The sequence below is a fragment of the Gilliamella sp. B2717 genome (assembly GCF_026536675.1).
In the GTDB taxonomy this organism is placed as follows: domain Bacteria; phylum Pseudomonadota; class Gammaproteobacteria; order Enterobacterales; family Orbaceae; genus Gilliamella; species Gilliamella apicola_I.
Genome location: NZ_JAFNNQ010000009.1, coordinates 33,583 through 51,181 on the forward strand (window position 1 = coordinate 33,583; position 17,599 = coordinate 51,181).

General features: G+C 35.7%; 16 protein-coding genes. 6 read left to right on the forward strand and 10 right to left on the reverse strand.

The features are described 5' to 3' along the window. Positions 1-2 precede the first annotated feature (2 nt). The 3 genes from zapD to tsaD are packed head-to-tail and all read left to right on the forward strand — an operon-like array spanning position 3 to position 2,012. Positions 3-740, forward strand: a complete 738-nt coding sequence (gene zapD, locus J3U35_RS02255; RefSeq protein WP_267359265.1) for a cell division protein ZapD — start codon at positions 3-5, stop codon at positions 738-740. 31 nt (positions 741-771) lie between these two features. Then, positions 772-990 (forward strand): DNA gyrase inhibitor YacG, encoded by a 219-nt coding sequence (gene yacG, locus J3U35_RS02260; protein ID WP_267359266.1) that lies wholly within the window; start codon positions 772-774, stop codon positions 988-990. After that, entirely contained in the window at positions 990-2,012 is a 1,023-nt protein-coding gene (tsaD, locus tag J3U35_RS02265) for a tRNA (adenosine(37)-N6)-threonylcarbamoyltransferase complex transferase subunit TsaD (RefSeq protein WP_267359268.1), read from the forward strand. The genes yacG and tsaD overlap by 1 nt, the downstream gene beginning before the upstream one ends. Positions 2,013-2,049: 37 nt before the next feature. On the opposite strand, the gene J3U35_RS02270 is transcribed toward tsaD, so the two are convergent. Beyond that, entirely contained in the window at positions 2,050-2,337 is a 288-nt protein-coding gene (locus J3U35_RS02270) for a DUF4282 domain-containing protein (protein WP_267359269.1), read from the reverse strand. A gap of 143 nt (positions 2,338-2,480) precedes the next feature. On the opposite strand from J3U35_RS02270, the gene ycaO reads away from it, so the two are divergent. Then, entirely contained in the window at positions 2,481-4,247 is a 1,767-nt protein-coding gene (gene ycaO, locus J3U35_RS02275; protein ID WP_267359271.1) for a 30S ribosomal protein S12 methylthiotransferase accessory factor YcaO, read from the forward strand. Positions 4,248-4,304: 57 nt separating this feature from the next. Here the strand turns inward: ycaO and J3U35_RS02280 are convergent, their stop codons facing one another. Further along, positions 4,305-5,126 (reverse strand): shikimate 5-dehydrogenase, encoded by an 822-nt coding sequence (locus tag J3U35_RS02280; RefSeq protein ID WP_411599248.1) that lies wholly within the window; start codon positions 5,124-5,126, stop codon positions 4,305-4,307. Between the two features lie 82 nt (positions 5,127-5,208). Between J3U35_RS02280 and J3U35_RS02285 the strand changes: the two genes are divergently transcribed. Further along, positions 5,209-5,535 (forward strand): nitrous oxide-stimulated promoter family protein, encoded by a 327-nt coding sequence (locus J3U35_RS02285; RefSeq protein WP_267359275.1) that lies wholly within the window; start codon positions 5,209-5,211, stop codon positions 5,533-5,535. A gap of 415 nt (positions 5,536-5,950) precedes the next feature. After that, complete coding sequence (locus tag J3U35_RS02290; RefSeq protein WP_267359277.1) at positions 5,951-6,484, forward strand: hypothetical protein; 534 nt, start codon at positions 5,951-5,953, stop codon at positions 6,482-6,484. Positions 6,485-6,609: 125 nt separating this feature from the next. Here the strand turns inward: J3U35_RS02290 and J3U35_RS02295 are convergent, their stop codons facing one another. The 8 genes from J3U35_RS02295 to J3U35_RS02330 form a co-directional block, all read right to left on the reverse strand. After that, the gene (locus J3U35_RS02295; RefSeq protein ID WP_267359279.1) at positions 6,610-7,149 is read right to left on the reverse strand and encodes a methylated-DNA--[protein]-cysteine S-methyltransferase; all 540 of its coding nucleotides are present in this window, start codon (positions 7,147-7,149) and stop codon (positions 6,610-6,612) included. 137 nt (positions 7,150-7,286) lie between these two features. After that, positions 7,287-8,051: a histidine phosphatase family protein gene (locus tag J3U35_RS02300; RefSeq protein ID WP_267359281.1), complete on the reverse strand. Its 765-nt coding sequence runs from the start codon at positions 8,049-8,051 to the stop codon at positions 7,287-7,289. Positions 8,052-8,076: 25 nt separating this feature from the next. Next, complete coding sequence (locus J3U35_RS02305; RefSeq protein WP_267359283.1) at positions 8,077-9,417, reverse strand: OprD family outer membrane porin; 1,341 nt, start codon at positions 9,415-9,417, stop codon at positions 8,077-8,079. 123 nt (positions 9,418-9,540) lie between these two features. After that, positions 9,541-10,935, reverse strand: a complete 1,395-nt coding sequence (locus tag J3U35_RS02310; RefSeq protein ID WP_267359285.1) for a glycoside hydrolase family 1 protein — start codon at positions 10,933-10,935, stop codon at positions 9,541-9,543. A 3-nt stretch (positions 10,936-10,938) separates the two neighbouring features. Continuing rightward, positions 10,939-12,834 (reverse strand): beta-glucoside-specific PTS transporter subunit IIABC, encoded by a 1,896-nt coding sequence (locus tag J3U35_RS02315; protein WP_267359287.1) that lies wholly within the window; start codon positions 12,832-12,834, stop codon positions 10,939-10,941. A 186-nt stretch (positions 12,835-13,020) separates the two neighbouring features. After that, on the reverse strand, positions 13,021-13,860 hold the full coding sequence (gene licT / locus J3U35_RS02320; RefSeq protein WP_267359289.1) for a BglG family transcription antiterminator LicT: 840 nt from the start codon (positions 13,858-13,860) through the stop codon (positions 13,021-13,023). Positions 13,861-14,039: 179 nt separating this feature from the next. After that, a complete protein-coding gene (htpG, locus tag J3U35_RS02325) occupies positions 14,040-15,914 on the reverse strand; it encodes a molecular chaperone HtpG (protein ID WP_267359290.1) in 1,875 nt (624 codons plus the stop codon). Positions 15,915-16,203: 289 nt separating this feature from the next. After that, complete coding sequence (locus J3U35_RS02330; protein ID WP_267359292.1) at positions 16,204-17,577, reverse strand: sodium-dependent transporter; 1,374 nt, start codon at positions 17,575-17,577, stop codon at positions 16,204-16,206. Positions 17,578-17,599: the final 22 nt, after the last annotated feature.

Here is a 17,599-nt window from a genome sequence, read left to right on the forward strand (position 1 = left end):
GTATGAATAATATTATTTTTGAACATCCTTTAAATGAAAAAATGCGTACTTGGTTACGATTAGAATTTTTATTAAAACAAATTAATACGCATTGCCATTTGAATGAAAATAATGCGCTGCTCTTTTTCCATGCCTTATCTGAACTTCTTGAGATAATAGAGCGTAGTGATGTCAGAGGGGAACTCATTAAAGAAATTGAATCACAAAAACAAAAACTGATTTCATGGATGAATATTGATGGTGTTGATAAGGATCTAATCAGTGATTTAATCCTCCGATTCGATTCGTTTTTAGTCAAATTTAATGCAACCGCTCGTTTAGGGCAGTCATTAAAAGACGACCGTTTTATTACGTCAATAAGGCAACGTTTAACCATTCCGGGTGGGTGTTGTAGTTTTGATCTGCCTTTCTTTTATTTATGGTTGAAACTGTCTCAAGAAACACGAAACCTTCAGGTAAGAAATTGGCTGCAACAGTTGTCTTTATTAGATGAGGCATTATCTTCTTGTATGCAACTTATAAGACAGCTGGGCGAGTTTAAAAAATATCATTGTAGTAACAATTTTTTTCAAGAAACTAACGGAGAAATTAACTTAATTCGTGTTCGTGTTTCATTAGATAAAAATGTTTATCCTCAAGTATCGGGACATATGTCACGGTATAGTATCCGTTTTTTACCCCTTGAAACTTGTGAAAACACAACACATGATTCGATTGAATTTGAACTAGCTTGTTGTTAGTTATGGTAAAGTCTATTTTGAAGAAACTGAAATGAGTAATCAAACACACACTTTTGTAAATTGTCCGACTTGTCAAAAACAAGTCGAATGGTCAGACGTTAGTCCTTATCGACCTTTTTGTAGTAAACGTTGCCAACTTATTGATCTCGGTGACTGGGCAACGGAAGAACACCGTATTGCTGATAAAGAGATAAGCGAACAAGATCATTGGAGCGAAGATGATAAATTCAACTCTTCAGGTAATCAGTAATGAAAATTTTGGGTATTGAAACATCTTGCGATGAAACAGGGGTGGCGATTTATGATGATCAACATGGATTGCTTGCCAATCAACTTTATTCACAAGTCAAGTTACATGCTGATTATGGTGGAGTGGTACCGGAACTTGCATCACGTGATCACATTCGTAAAACCGTACCACTGATTCAAGCGGCCTTAAAAGAAGCTAATTTAACTTCGCGCGATATTGATGGTGTGGCTTATACGGCTGGGCCCGGATTAATTGGAGCATTAATGGTGGGAGCCTCGATTGGGCGATCACTCGCTTATGCGTGGAATGTGCCTGCGATTGCCGTCAATCATATGGAAGGTCATTTACTTGCTCCTATGCTTGAAGATAATCCGCCAGCGTTTCCTTTTGTGGCTTTATTAGTTTCAGGGGGACACACTCAACTTTTCAGTGTGACTGGAGTAGGGGAATATCAGCTACTTGGCGAATCCATTGATGATGCAGCAGGTGAAGCATTTGATAAAACTGCTAAATTACTAGGGATTGATTATCCTGGAGGAGCGAAATTATCAAAATTAGCTGAGCAAGGCTTATCTTCTCGATTCCATTTTCCTCGACCGATGACAGATAGACCAGGTTTTGATTTTAGTTTTTCTGGTCTTAAAACAGCCACAGCCAATACCATTCATCAGCATAGTCAAAATAATGCGATTGATGAACAAACCAAAGCCGATATTGCCCGTGCTTTCGAAGATGCGTTAGTCGATACTTTGGTCATTAAATCCCGACGAGCACTTGATCATACGGGATTTAACCGTTTAGTCATTGCTGGTGGTGTGAGTGCCAATAAGCCTTTGCGTGACAAATTAACACAATTAATGCAACAGCGAAAAGGAGAAGTTTTTTACCCTAGAGTTGCGTTTTGTACCGATAATGGTGCGATGATAGCTTATGCTGGTATGATTCATTTGCAATCTAAAGAAGGTAATGAACTGGCTATTGAGGTAAATCCTCGATGGGCTTTAAATATATCCAACAGTTAGTGTTGGATATATTTAGTTGGATTAGAAAAGAGCATGTTTAATTATCGGAATTAGTGAGTTTATTGGTGTTTTCAGATTGCATTGCAACGAGTTTTTCTAGATTTCTATTGATACTAAAAGTCACACAGATTAATTCGAAGCCAATACGTGTAACAATAGCCCCGCTAATTAAACAGAACAATCCATAAAAAAAATTACCTTGGAATATATTGAATAAACAACTCAGAACGACGCAAGCTAACGATAACCAGTACAGAATGGTTAATATACTTGGCATGATTAAACGATTAAAGAAAAGTAAATCTATAGGTTTAAAATCTTTCATATCTTTCCCCAATGTAGTTTCACATAAATTTAGGTTATTAAAGCATATAAAAAGCTAAACTATAGGATGATTATCTAAAATAATCGTTGTATATTAGAGTACATTTTTTTGAGGAAATCAATGCAATTAAAGATTAAATATTTATGAAAACTTATATTACTGGCAAAGATGCCGCCCTTGAAGATTCAATCCACTATTTCCATCAACAATTAGCTAAATATCAATTAGACGTTAAACAGGCGTCTTGGCTTAATCCCGTTGCTAATGTTTGGTCAGTTCATATACAAAATACCCAATGTCCTTTATGCTTTGCTAATGGTAAAGGCGCAAGTAAAAAAGCCGCACTTGCATCGGCTTTAGGTGAATATTTTGAACGGTTATCAACTAATTATTTCTTTTCCGATTTTTATTTGGGAAAACAAGCAGCAACGGCTAATTTTGTTCACTATCCAACGGAAAAATGGTTTGCAGTGCCTGAGGATAATACTTTGCCAGAAGGCCTGTTATCGGAAAAATTATTACAATTTTATGATCCAGAACAAGAATTAAACGCAACCGATCTCATCGATTTACAGTCAAGTAATCGTGAACGTGGTATTTGTGCTTTACCATTTGTTTCTCAAACAGATCAAACAATTGTTTATGTTCCAGTAAACTTAATTGCTAATTTATATGCTTCAAATGGTATGTCAGCTGGTAATACACGTAATGAAGCCAGAGTGCAAGGTTTATCTGAAATTTTTGAACGCTACGTTAAAAATAAAATTATTGCTGAAGCAATTAGTTTACCGACGATTCCAAAAGAAGTGATTGATCGCTACCCAAGTGTGTTAGCATCAATTGAATCACTTGAAAATGAAGGATTTCCACTTTATTGTTTTGATGCGTCTCTCGGCGGTAAATATCCTGTGATTTGTGTGGTGTTGTTTAATCCTCACAATGGCACTTGTTATGCTTCTTTTGGTGCTCACCCTAATTTTGGTGTTGCACTAGAAAGAACGGTGACCGAACTATTACAAGGCAGAAGTTTAAAAGATCTTGATGTTTTCTCACCACCAAGTTTTGATAATGATGAAATTGCGGATTTAAGTAACTTAGAAACCCATTTTATTGATTCAAGTGGTTTAATATCATGGGATTTATTTAAACAACAAGCCGATTATGAATTTGTAGATTGGGATTTTTCGGGAACAACCGAACAAGAATTTAATAATCTTATGGCAATTTTCCATGAACAAAATACCGAAGTATTAATTATGGACTATGAGCACTTAGGGGTATATGCTTGCCGTATATTGGCGGTCGGTATGTCCGAAATTTATCCGCCTGAAGATCTTTTAATTGCCAATAACAACATGGCGATACATCTTCGTGATCTTATTTTATCACTACCAGTAAAAAACTATTCTGCTGAACAATATCTTGCCATTATTGAACAATTGGATGAAGAAGGATTAGATGATTTTGCACGAATTCGTGAACTGCTTGGTATCGCTACAGGCAAAGATAACGCTTGGTTAACATTACGAGTTGGTGAGCTAAAAGCAATGCTTGCATTAGCCGCTCAGGATTTAGAACAGGCTAAACTATGGATTGATTGGACGATAGAAATGAATGAATCTATTTTGTCAGCTGAAAGAAATCATGATTATCGTTGTTTACAAACGTTGGTGAATTTTATTCTTCAACGTGATGCAAGCCAATTCCGTGATTATCAAAAGGCCTTTAATAAAATGTATGGTCAAGCTTGTGTTGATAAAATGTGGCAATATGCCCTTGGCGAAAAAACATTTTACGGTCTAAAAGACGCTTTAGTGACCGCTAAATCAGTTGATGATGATGTTGAACAATTTGCCATGCATCAAAAATTATTAGCTGTGTATCATAAATTGCATCAAGCTATGCAATAAAGTGCTATAAAGTTAATTAATTCATCCACCCAATTAAATTGGTGGATGAATTAAACGTTAAGCTTGTCTGGCAAAGTCGGCAGCTTGCTTAACCAGTTCTTCACTCGGTCTTACTCCCGTATATAAGTAAAACTGTTCAAGGGCTTGTAAAACTGCAACATCTGCGCCTGAAATCCTTATTTTGTTTAATCGATTGGCATAACTCATCAAAGGTGTTTCAACCGGCATGGCAACTACATCAAAAACAATATCGGCATGGTTAATCATGCTGTCTGGAAAAGCTAAATGATTTTCCTCATTTCCGCCCTGCATCCCGATAGGCGTGACATTAATTATCAATTTTGCTTGTTCGGGTGAAATTTCAATTTCATCTTTTACCCAACGATAATTGTATCGTTTTGCTAACGCTTCTCCTTTTTCTTGATTACGTGCAGCAATAATTCCTTGGGTAAAACCTGCATCGAAAAAGGCGCCAATCACGGCATTAGCCATACCACCACTGCCTTTTAATACAAATGGGGTCGTGTTATCAATATGATGTAAAGCAATCAGTTTTGCAACAGCGATATAGTCTGTGTTATAGCCTTTCAAATGATAGTCAGTATTCACAATAGTGTTAACTGAATGGATAGATTTAACGGATTCATCGAGTTCATCAAGAAATTCAATGCAGGCTTCTTTATAAGGCATAGAAATGGCGCAGCCACGAATTGCTAACGCTTTAATGCCATATATTGCATCTTTTAAATTATTAGTAGTAAAAGCTTTATAAAGATAATTGAGATCGAGTTTCTCATATAAAAAGTTATGAAATCGAGTACCAAAATTGCTTGGTCTGGCAGCCAATGACATACAAACAATCGTATCTTTATTGATAATTCTTGCCATTTTTATTGTTCCTTGTGATCATATTCATCTATTTTTTAATTTTAACACTTTCTCGATTTAGACGTATTGAATTATGGTAGCAAATAATACAGGCCCTAACATACAACAAGAAAAAGCCACCGTTAGCACAATGATTTATTTTTATTGTCACAAACAGCATCATGTTCCTAACAATCAGCTATGTGATGAGTGTAATGATTTATTAAAATATGCAATGCAACGCTTAACCTTATGCCGATTTGGTGAGGATAAAACAACCTGTGAACGTTGTCCAAAACATTGTTATCGTAAAGATTATAAACAAAAAATAAAGCAAGTGATGCGTTTCTCAGGCCCAAGAATGATGATTTATCATCCTATTATGGCCCTCAAACATCTTTATAAAAATTTGACTAATTAATAATTTTCGCAATCAATTTTGCGACATCATTTAAGGTCACAAAGGATAAATGTGAAGGCGCTATTATAAAAATTAAAAAACGTTAAAATCCATATTTACCATTAAACAGGTTTAAATTTATATCCGTCTGTTTTAAAAAGTAAAAATTGGTTATAATGGCACACTATATTATATTGTTCAGATAACTCGTAAAATATCGTCATTATGATAATGGGTGTTCACAATTAAAAGTAGAGATAGTCATAAATAACTATTATCTGTTTTATTTAATGACATAAAACATAAGGATGATGAATATTTAAACATTTTGTTCCATACGCAAATGAATGCGCTCACAATCAAAGTTATCGGTGATCATTTCATTAGCTGTTAAAAAGTTTAAATATCTAAAGCCCTTTTTTAAGGTAATTTAATAATGAAGAAGATATCAATAATTTTTATATTATTAGCACATTTGTCGTTTGTTATTCAAGCCCAAGAGTATCAATATAATGATTTTGGTATCACCAAATCCTTTGAATTTGGACCAAATAATTCAAAAAATTCATCAAATCAGCAACGTGATATTATAGAAGCGATCTATTTTGAGAAAGGTGTACAATTATCATGGAACAGTAGTATTGACGATTTTGATATTGATTTCTTTTTTGTTAATAATAAAAACGATAAAAAAACGATGGAAATTCTGGTAAATAATATCCAAAATACAGAGTGGGTTTATTTACCAACCAAATTGAAATTAAATGAATTAACTAAAGGAGATATTGCTTTTTTGTATCTTATACAACTTAAGAATATCGAGCCGAATAGTTGTTTGCATCACTATTTTGATGTTTACGGTTATTCAAATTCAAAGTATCCTGAAGGAATTTTGGATTACTTAGATTACAATCGTTTAGAAGTTCAAAATAAAATGCGTATTTGTTTATCAGATAAAGGCTATTTGTAGTCAAGTTTAACTAAATATTGATAAGTCATCGTATCGGTATGCTCAAAAAGAGAGCGAAATCTTATACCGTCAATAAGTCGCACCATTTAATGAATTTTTTGCCTTTCCTTGATAACCTAAATTTTTTAAAGTGCAGTGCCTTTAGTAGGTATCGTTAATTTTAGGGTATCAACGCCTTCTAGTTGCAGAAGTTTAATTTTTTTATCAATGCCACCTGCATAACCGGTTAAACTGCCGTTACTGCCAATGACTCGATGACAAGGAATAATAATGGATAGTGGATTACGCCCAACTGCACCGCCGACAGCTTGGCTTGACATACTTGCAAGTTGATTGGTTTTCGCAATTTGTTTAGCTATATCGCCATATGTGATGAGTTCACCATAAGGAATTTTACAAAGAATATCCCAAACTTGATGACGAAAAGACGTACCAATCGGGGCTAAATCAAGTTGATTGATAGCCGGATTTTTTCCTGAAAAGTAGTGATCAAACCATTTTTTTGTGTGGTTAAAGATGGGTAAGTTAGGTTTGCTTTCAAGGGGAGCATTGACGGTATCACCAAAATATTTTTGTCCTTCAATCCATACAGCAACAAGTTGATTGTTTCGGCTTGCCAGCGTAATTAACCCTAATGGTGAAACGTAATCGGATGAATAAAACATATAAACCTTAAAATTTGGAGCTCAACATTGAAATTAAATTATGCTTGTTTATTCACTAAATTTCTAGTTTTTTGTTGATATTGCCAATTACATTTTGTTATTTGGCTTACCTAAGCAAGCCAAATAAAATTAAGACGTTATTTTGTGCTTTGTTTTCCTTTTTCGACATAACTCATATCGCCAAAACTTTCGACAATAAATTTACCTTCATCGGTATAACGAATTTTGGTAACACTGGCATTGCCTAATGGAGAGGTGATTGGAGCATCAAGCAGATCTTCTACCATAGACATAATCGCAATACCATGTGAAACAACTAATACGTTACCACCACCTTGTGCTTTTGCTGATTCAGCAATGGTTTTTAATGCGACTTCCATTCTTTTTTTAACTTGCTGATAATTTTCTGCTTGTCCTGATTTTTCAACCGCAGCCACGGCATCTAACATTTTTTGTAGTGTTATTTTACCTTTAGCAAGATCAGCCATTAAATCCTTGTCAGAAGGATATCCTAAATGTTGCGCAGCAGGAGTCCACATATTGGGATCTAGATCGCCTTCAAAATCGCCAAAGCAGGCTTCACGCAGAGCTTCCATTTCATTAATTGCCAACGTATCACCTTTACTTTCTAAGATAATACGTGCAGTTTGTCGTGCACGGCCTAAATCACTTGAATAAGCAGTAATAAATTCGACATCTTTTAAGCCTTGTCCTAATTGTTCAGCAACTTCTATACCAGACTGAATTAATGGTGTATCAGACCATCCTTGAGCACGATGAACGTTGTTAAACATGGTTTTACCATGACGGGTTAAATAGATTGTCACTTCACTGGCAAAAGCTTGTGAAATTGATATGACCATAACAAAAAGTAGGCTAATAAATTGAATAGATTTTTTCATGTTTCATCCTTTATTTAACAAAATTTTAAAATAAATTAAATCGATAATCGATAACGGTTTCCGCTGATAAGGTTGGGGAACGTTGTGCTCTTCCATGTTTCAGGTTTGGTGTCGCATCTGAGGCACTCATCGTTTTGTAAGACCATCCATAACCAAATTTAGATAAAATCGAGAGATTTTTAAACATGCCAGAACTCGGTTTCCAAATATTAAAAATGTTGATCTCACCATTTTTTAATCGGTCATGCTTATAATTAAATTTAGCATAGTTCATATACAATCCAGTGGTATTATCCTTAATAAAATCATAATTTAATACGGCGGTGAAAACAAGTTCCCCATCGCGCATGTAATCTGCTGCTGCCGCGGCAAGTCCATTAAAACGACCACGGTTATTTTTACCGATATGGCGTCCATAATACCCAAGAGCGTTATGTTTATTTGCATCGGTATAGGCGAGCCCCACTTTGATGCTCCAGTCTTCTTCTTTCCATTCAATGTCGGTTGCATAGTGCCAAGCATGGGAATCAAACTCTTTTCTATTTTGTTTCATGGCATCATAATTTTTCATCGCATAGCTACCATAAAATTGTGAACCCAAAGTTAAATTTTTAACAGGTTTATAAGATAATTCAATTGCATGCCGTCTTAAATAATCTTTGGCGACCCCATAAGAATAGTCGATTTTGGTATCACTATCATTATAAGCCATTTCAACTGTTGAGATGTGATCAATGACTTTTTTACGATCGTTTGTTAAAAAGTGAACTTTTTGGGCGGATTCACGGGGTAGGGCACTGTCTAAACGACCAAATGAAAAGGCAAAGTCATCATATTTTAATATACCACTAAATCCGAGATAGCTGTTTCGTGTTAAATGTTGTGAAGAGCTAATGATGCCTAAATCTTTCACACTATGCCAGCCCACTTTCCCGTTAAAATTTATCTTATCATCACCCAGTTTTATTTTTATATAACGCTGAGTAAATTTATTAAAGCCATGCGCATTGTGTTTACTATAACTTTTACCGTGGTTATAAAGTAGATTACGGGTTGCAAAATAGTCACTTGCACCCAGTTTTATTGCATTGTCATAAGTGACATCAAATCCAAGTGTATCAAACAGATAACCCGATTTATAATTGAACGTGAAAACTTGTCCCCAAGCACTGTGCACTTCTTTTGGTTGAGCCGCATTTTCTTTTAAATATTTCCAATGATTACGGGTAGAAAAATCAAGTTTACTATCGGTAATAAAAGCATTCTCTATAAAGCTAGGTTGTAAATGATTATTGGATATTGGGTTTGCGAGAACGGAATAAGACATGATATTAAATAATGCGAAGGTTAAATATCTTATTTTCATTTTTATATCCTTTTTTTAATTATCAAAAACCTAAATAGCCGGTTAAGCAAAGTTATCTCTAATGCTATTTAGGTTTTGCCTGCTGTAAGCAGTAACTTTCCAATTTTAGGTGTGACACAAAAGTTAAGATTTTAAAACTTCGCCTTTTGATGCAATCACCGCTTGATACCAGTAGAAACTTTTCTTTTTATAGCGTTTTAGCGTTCCCGATCCGTCTTGGTTTAAATCGACATAAATAAATCCATAACGTTTAGTTACTTCGGCTTTTGAAGCACTAATCAAATCGATTGGTCCCCAACTGGTATAGCCCATCACTTCGACACCATCATCGATAGCTTCACGAATTTCCACAAGATGATCGTTCATATAGTTAATACGATAATCATCATTTATCGTGCCATCTGCTTCTAATTTATCTTTTGCGCCTAAACCATTTTCAACAATAAATAATGGTTTTTGGTAACGTTCATAAAGCATATTTAATAGATAACGGATTCCTGTTGGATCGATTTGCCAACCCCATTCCGATGCTTTTAGATAAGGATTTGGTACCATATCTAAAATATTGCCTTTTGTTTTTTGTGATTCATCTGAAGTTGCGCAACAACTCATATAGTAACTGAACGATACAAAATCGACCGTTTCTTTAAGATCTTGTCGATCTTGTTCGGTAATCGTTAAATTAATATTGTTTTCTCTGAAAAAACGTTTCATATAAGTCGGGTAATAACCTCGAACTTGAACATCACCAAAAAATAGCCAACCATGGTTTTCTTGAAGTGTAGCCCAAACATCTTCAGGCTTAGGTGTTAAAGGATAAGCAACAGCGCCTAATAACATGTTACCTATTTTGGCATCGGGAATAATTTGATGACATAGTTTTACCGCTTGACTGCTGGCGACTAACTGATGATGAATGGCTTGATAGATCTGTTCTTTATTACTGTGTCTATCCAATCCGACACCGGTAAAGGGTTCGTGTAATGACATATTGATTTCATTGAACGTTAACCAATATTTCACTTTATTCTTGTAACGCTCAAATACGGTTTTGGCATAACGAGTAAAAAATTCGATGACTTTACGATTTCCCCATCCACCATATTGTGTGACAAGGTAGTAGGGCATTTCGTAATGCGATAAGGTGACAAGTGGGGTGATGTTGTGTTTTAACATTTCGTCAAACAGTTTGTCATAAAACGCCAGTCCTTTTTCATTTGGTTGTTCTTCATCACCATTTGGAAAGATTCGAGTCCAAGCAATTGACGTTCTTAAACACGAAAATCCCATTTCAGCAAATAAAGCGATATCTTCAGGATAGCGATGATAAAAATCAATGGCACGATCTTTAATGCTGGTAATTGTGTTTTTATTACGATCGATGATGTCACCAAATAAACCGTTGGGTGTACAATCTGATGTAGATAAACCTTTGCCATCTTCACGATAGGCTCCTTCAACTTGGTTGGCAGCAATTGCTCCGCCCCAAAGAAAATCATTCGGAAATTGTGTTAACATGTGTTACTCCTTATTTGCTGATAACGTCAATAAAACGTCACCCTTTTCAATAGTTTCTGATTGATGAATAGTCTGGATCTTCTGATAGTCATCACTGTTAGTAATGATGATCGGCGTGGTAACTTCAAAGCCTGCTTGTTTGATTGCCTCGATATCAAAACTGACGAGTAAATCGCCTTTTTTGACTTGGCTACCGGCTTGAACATGTGCTTGAAAGTGTTGACCGTCTAATTTAACCGTATCGATCCCGATATGAATTAATATTTCCACGCCAGAATCAGTTTGAAATCCGATAGCGTGTTTGGTTCTGAACAGTGATACGACTTCACCGTCATCAGGGGCATAAGCTTTCCCTTCTGTTGGAATAATAGCAATGCCTTTACCCATTAGTTCACTGGCAAAGGTGGGATCATTGACTTGATTTAATGGTATTATTTTTCCTGTTAACGGACTGAAAATCGTGACAGGATGCAGATTAACCGGATTAGAAGGGTTAGGATTGTTTGTTGCTGCAGCATCATCTTGAACTGTCGATTTTGTTTTTGGCATACCAAATAAATAGGTTGCAATCAGCGCTAAAGTGAATGACAGAATACAACCAACGACGACCGCATAAAATTTTTCATCTATACCTGTTGGTGGAATGAGTTGTAAGAAGGAGAAAATATTAATAAAACTAAATGAATAAATGACGCTGTGATAATAACCAACAATGCCTCCACCTACAGTTGCTGCAAGACAACCAATAACAAATGGTCTTTTTAATGGTAAATTGACACCATAAATTGCCGGTTCGGTTACCCCAAAAATACCGGATAATACCGACGAACTTGCTAATGCTTTGAATTCAGGATCTTTGGCTCGAAATCTTACCGCTAATACGGCACCAACTTGTGCGAACACAGCAGGGAACAGAATCGGTAACATAAAGTCATTTTGATAAACCGATAAGTTATTTAAGGCAAATGGAACAAGTCCCCAGTGAATACCAAATATTACCATGACTTGCCAAAGTGCCGCTAAAACCATGGATGCTATAACCGGACTGAGTTCATACATGAAGATGATACAACTTGCGATAGCATTACTGACATACGTTACCGCAGGACCAATTACCGCAAAAGTTAATGGAACAGTGATAAGAATTCCGAGCAGGGGAGCAATAAATTTTTTAAATGAATCATGCATGATTCTATTGAAAGTTCGTTCTAGTAAAGAATAGAACCAAGCTGCCAAAATAATCGGGAAAACCGATGATGCATAAGGAATTAATTGTATTGGTATTGAAAACATTTCGGTTTCTAACGAAAATTGACCGCTAGGTATCATATTGGCGATACTTGGGTGAACTAAGGCGCCACCTATCGCCATTCCAACATAGGGGTTGCCACCAAATTTTTTTACCGCAGAAAAACCTAAAATAATAGGTAAATAATAGAGTGGGGCATCAGCAATGGCATACAAGAATTCATAGGTTGGTGTTTGTGCACGGACAATATCCAAAATTTGTAATAAAGAGATTAAACCTTTTAAAATCCCACCGGCAACTATTACGACTAGAACAGGAATAAAAATGCCGGAAACGAGATCAATTAATTTCGATAAAAAACCTGATTTTTTATTTGGTTGTGCCTCGGCATTGGATTTCTCATTGAGGTTGGTTAGTTGCATAATATTGTTATATACATCTGCCACATTGTTACCAATGACAACTTGAAATTGTCCACCACTTTGCACAACCGTTATTACCCCTTTTTGTTTTTTGAGGATATCTGCATTAGCTTTATTATCATCTTTTAATGCAAATCTTAGACGAGTTGCACAGTGTACCAGACTGATAATATTGTCTTGACCACCAACATATTCAATAATTGATTCGGCAAGTTGTTTGTTTTTCATACCTTATCCTTTTTTAAATGCAAAAAAAAACCTAACCACCTCAAGTTGAGGTGATTAGGTTTTGCTTACACAACATAAAATGCTATGCAATAACAATCCAAAATTTATTCGCTTAGGCTAGCATAAATAAAAGATAGTGAATATGATTTCTCATTTTGAGATGTTCGAATTGTGAACTACATCACATTATTTTTTGAGCTCAGTGCGTAGTCGTTCGATATGAATGGTTAAATACAGGCTTTCATCATCGGTAAGTGGATGTTGATATTGTTGAATTAAATGGAGATCAATCTGTTTTGTGCATAGATATGCTAGCTCATACTTTTTACGAATTAATTCATATAATGAGGTATCTTGTTGAACCGGTTGAGTTTGACTCAAAATGCGTTGTGAGAAGAATTTTAAGTGTGTCACAAAACGTTGATAAGAAAGACAATCTTCATCATACTCAAAATTAAAATGGTATTTGACGATATTAAGAATTTCACGCATGATTTTGGTCATTTTAACGATATTGGGCATCGTATCATTAAGTTGAGCATTAATAATATGAAAGGTAATAAACCCCGCCTCATCTTCAGGTAATTCAATGGATAAACGTTTTTTGATGACCGATAAAGCAAATAAACCTACTTGAAACTCTTTAGGATAAAGTTTTTTTGTTTCCCATAAAAAACTATTCGGAATATCAAATCCTTGTTTATGGCGCTCTATAGCAAAATGGATATGATCTGTGAGTGAAATATATATACTATCTTGCAGTTTTCCATTCAGGACTTGCTTGGCGTGATTAATGATGATTTCTGAAGTAGTGAATATTTCAATGGGTATTTCGGATAGTAATTCAGCAAATCTTGGTAGCGTTTCTTGATTGTTGAGGGAAAATTGTTTTTCAATCAGTTTAGGATCAATCAAGTCTCCCTCACGTTTTTTAAATCCAATGCCACGACCAGTGACAATGAGTTCATTGCCTTTGGAGTCAAGTGTAACGACTACATTGTTATTGAGAATTTTATAAACTTTCATCTGTCACCGTCTGATTGTAAACTTTAGGTATTATGAATAGCCATCAGAAAATGAAAAGAAGAAATATAAGAAAATGTGATAGGCATCATATTTTTAGTAAATTTCGATTACCTAACTTAAATAAAAGTTAATAAAAAACCCGATATTACAATCTAATATCGGGTTTTATTATTTTTCGATTATTCTGCAAGCAGTTTATTCATGGTTTGAATAAATTTACTTGGATCACTTAATGATCCTTTCTCAGCCAGTAGCGCTTGATCTAATAATAATTCAATCCAGTCGCTAAATGCCGTTTCGTCTTGTGTATCAGCAATACGTTTTACTAATTTATGATCAGGGTTGATCTCAAACGTATATTTGATTTCAGGCGCTTTTTGACCGGCAGCAGCAAAAAGTTTTGCCATTTGCGTGGTCATTTCATCCGCTGCAGTAGTCACTATTGCAGGTGTATTGGTTAAACGATGCGTTAATTTAACTTCTTTTACTTTATCGCCTAACACTGCTTTGACACGTTCAATAAATGGTTCAAGCTCTTTTTCAGCTTGTTTTTGTTCTTCGCTATCTTGAACGGCAAGTTTTTCAATCGATTCGTCAGATTTACTGATTGATTGGAACTGTTTTCCTTCAAATTCAGTTAAATTACTCATCATCCACTCATCAACACGATCAGATAATAGTAAGACTTCAATGCCTTTTTTGCTAAATAATTCCAAATGTGGACTATTTTTAGCCGCACCATAACTATCAGCGGTAATGTAGTAGATCTTATCCTGACCTTCTTGCATACGACTAATATAATCGTCTAAGGAGATGGTTTGCGCATTGCTATCCGAATGCGTAGAAGCAAAACGGAGCAATTTCGCGATAGCTTCACGGTTAGCATAGTCCTCACCCGTACCTTCTTTTAACACTAAGCCAAATTCGCTCCAGAACTGTTGATATTGTTCTTTATCATCTTTAGCCAGTTTTTCTAACATTTGTAATACACGTTTTGTACATGCATTGCGTAAACTTTGGGTGATTTTGTTATCTTGCAATATTTCACGTGATACATTCAATGGAAGATCATTAGAGTCAATTAAACCTTTTACAAAGCGTAAATAGTTTGGCATAAATTGCTCTGCATCATCCATAATAAAGACACGTTGTACATAAAGTTTTAGACCGTGTTTATTATCACGATTCCACATATCCCAAGGCGCTTTTGACGGAATATAAAGTAAACTGGTGTATTCTTGTTTACCTTCTACTCGGTTGTGGCTCCAACTGAGTGGATCGGCAAAATCATGAGAAATATGTTTATAAAACTCTTTGTACTCTTCGTCGGTAATTTCAGATTTACTCCGAGTCCAAAGGGCTTGAGCCTTGTTTACTTTTTCCCATTTTACGTCTTTGCTTTCTTCGTCGATGGTTTGTACTTCAACAGGGAGTGAAATATGATCAGAATATTTACTGATAATTGAGCGTAAACGCCAGTCATCTAAAAACTCTTTTTCATCTTCTTTTAGATGTAAAATAATTTCAGTACCACGTGTCTCTTTATTATCATCAGAAATCGTATATTCACCTTCGCCAGCCGATTCCCACATAACCGCTTCATCAGCGTTAGCTGTTGCAGCACGAGTTTTGACGGTGACTTTATCTGCTACTATAAATGCAGAGTAAAAACCAACACCAAATTGACCAATTAGTTGGCTGTCTTTAGCTTGATCGCTACCGATTGATTCCAAAAATGCTTTGGTGCCAGATTTGGCAATCGTACCTAAATTTTCGATAACTTCATCACGTGTCATACCGATACCATTATCGGCAATGGTTAAAGTTCCTGCTTCTTTGTTCACAGAAATACGTACGCCAAGCTCAGCATCACCAGCATAAAGGCTAGGATTTTCAAGTGCTTTAAAACGTAATTTATCCGCCGCATCGGATGCGTTCGAAATTAACTCTCGTAAAAATATTTCTTTATTGGAATATAAAGAATGTATCATTAAATGAAGAATTTGTTTAACTTCGGATTGAAATCCACGAGTTTCTGTACCTTGCTTACTCATTGACTAGTTCCTCTAATATATTTAACTGATTCAATTAACAATTTATACCGATAACCTTAATTAATAAAGCTATCCATGCTTTCAACGTCTGCAAGAGCAGATTTGATTGCAAAAGGGTATAACTGTTAAATGAATAACACTGTCATAATAGTTTGATTTATTGTTATATGGGAATGAAAATGAGGTTTTCAATAGAGATTAAGTAATTTTGGTAATTGTTTGCTGTTTTTTTGTTAGCTTGGTGGGAAGAAAGCCTTGAAAATATCAAGGCTTTGCAGATGATAATTAACTATTTCCCTTCTGGAAAAAATCCAAAAACAAGAATAGCAACAATTGCCACTGGAATAATAAAACGGGTTAAGATTGTCCAAATGTTAAACCAGAAAGCATTTAGATTAAGTTCTTCACGAATTCGTTTTTGATTCATCATCCATGCAGCAAAAATAATGGTACCTAAACCGGTTACTGGCAACATGATTTTACTGGTTAAGTAATCAAGTAAATCAAAAATATTTTTATCAAATAATGTGACATCTGCCCATTTATTAAATGAAAGAATACAAGCAATACCTAAAGCCCAAATAATAATACTGGTGACAATGGTTGCCGTTTTGCGTCCCATATGGGTTTTTTCTTCGAGTAACTCTACAGTCGGTTCTAATAATGAGATTGACGAGGTTAATGCAGCAAACGTTAAGAATATAAAGAATAATATGCCTAAAATTGAACCGCCAGCCATATTGCCGAATGCAATTGGTAGTGTCACAAAGATGAGACCAGGGCCAGAACCCGGTTGTAAATCATTAGCAAAAACAAGCGGGAATATTGCTAATCCTGATAAAACCGCCACAATCACATCCAAAATGACCACTGTTCGGGCTGTTGAGAGTAGATTGACATCTTTCCCTAAATACGAGCCGTATGCCATCATAATTCCCATACCTAAAGATAGACTGAAAAATGCGTGACCTAAAGCAGCTAATATTGCCGTGCCATTTAAGGCAGACCAGTTAGGTGTAAATAAGAAATCACAAGCCTTCCAGAAAGAAGAACCGCTGGCATATGCGGCATACCCAACCAGCACTAAGAGTAATATACCTAAACCAGGCATCATAATCTTACAGCCACGTTCCAAGCCAGCTCCAACGCCGAGAGCGACAATAAAGGCCGTTGCAAACATAAATACTGTATGCCAGATTAATAAACTATTTACATCGCCCAGAAAATTAGTAAAGAGATTTTCGGTTATTCCACCATTCGCACCTTCAAATGTGCCTTGCGCTGCTAGAACGATGTAATCTGTTGCCCAGCCACCAATCACACTATAAAAGGAGAGAATTAAGAATGAACCAAGTACCCCAATTATCCCTACCCAGCCCCATAATTTTGAACGACCTTCAGAAACGGCCACATCTTGCATGGTATGAATCGGATTTTTTTGCCCTCGGCGCCCGATCAACCATTCTAAAACAAGGATAGGTAGCCCAATGATAAACATAAAGAGTAAATAGGTGAGCACAAATGCTGAACCACCCATTTCACCCGCCATATAGGGAAATTTCCAAATATTACCTAAACCCACAGCAGAGCCAGCTGCTGCTAGCATGAATCCCATGCGTGAGCTCCATTGGGAATGACTTTTCTTCATAGTACCTGTACTCATGAATTTTCCTTTGATTCTTAAT

Coding starts and splice junctions, on each gene's coding strand:
- tsaD (WP_267359268.1), top strand. CDS start 990: ATGAAAATTTTGGGTATTGAAACATCTTGCGATGAAACAGGGGTGGCG.
- licT (WP_267359289.1), bottom strand. CDS start 13,860: ATGAAAGTTTATAAAATTCTCAATAACAATGTAGTCGTTACACTTGAC.
- J3U35_RS02300 (WP_267359281.1), bottom strand. CDS start 8,051: ATGAAAAAATCTATTCAATTTATTAGCCTACTTTTTGTTATGGTCATA.
- yacG (WP_267359266.1), top strand. CDS start 772: ATGAGTAATCAAACACACACTTTTGTAAATTGTCCGACTTGTCAAAAA.
- J3U35_RS02295 (WP_267359279.1), bottom strand. CDS start 7,149: ATGTTTTATTCATCCGATTACGTTTCACCATTAGGGTTAATTACGCTG.
- J3U35_RS02290 (WP_267359277.1), top strand. CDS start 5,951: ATGAAGAAGATATCAATAATTTTTATATTATTAGCACATTTGTCGTTT.
- zapD (WP_267359265.1), top strand. CDS start 3: ATGAATAATATTATTTTTGAACATCCTTTAAATGAAAAAATGCGTACT.
- ycaO (WP_267359271.1), top strand. CDS start 2,481: ATGAAAACTTATATTACTGGCAAAGATGCCGCCCTTGAAGATTCAATC.
- J3U35_RS02310 (WP_267359285.1), bottom strand. CDS start 10,935: ATGTTAACACAATTTCCGAATGATTTTCTTTGGGGCGGAGCAATTGCT.
- J3U35_RS02330 (WP_267359292.1), bottom strand. CDS start 17,577: ATGAGTACAGGTACTATGAAGAAAAGTCATTCCCAATGGAGCTCACGC.
- J3U35_RS02315 (WP_267359287.1), bottom strand. CDS start 12,834: ATGAAAAACAAACAACTTGCCGAATCAATTATTGAATATGTTGGTGGT.
- J3U35_RS02285 (WP_267359275.1), top strand. CDS start 5,209: ATGGTAGCAAATAATACAGGCCCTAACATACAACAAGAAAAAGCCACC.
- J3U35_RS02270 (WP_267359269.1), bottom strand. CDS start 2,337: ATGAAAGATTTTAAACCTATAGATTTACTTTTCTTTAATCGTTTAATC.
- J3U35_RS02305 (WP_267359283.1), bottom strand. CDS start 9,417: ATGAAAATAAGATATTTAACCTTCGCATTATTTAATATCATGTCTTAT.
- htpG (WP_267359290.1), bottom strand. CDS start 15,914: ATGAGTAAGCAAGGTACAGAAACTCGTGGATTTCAATCCGAAGTTAAA.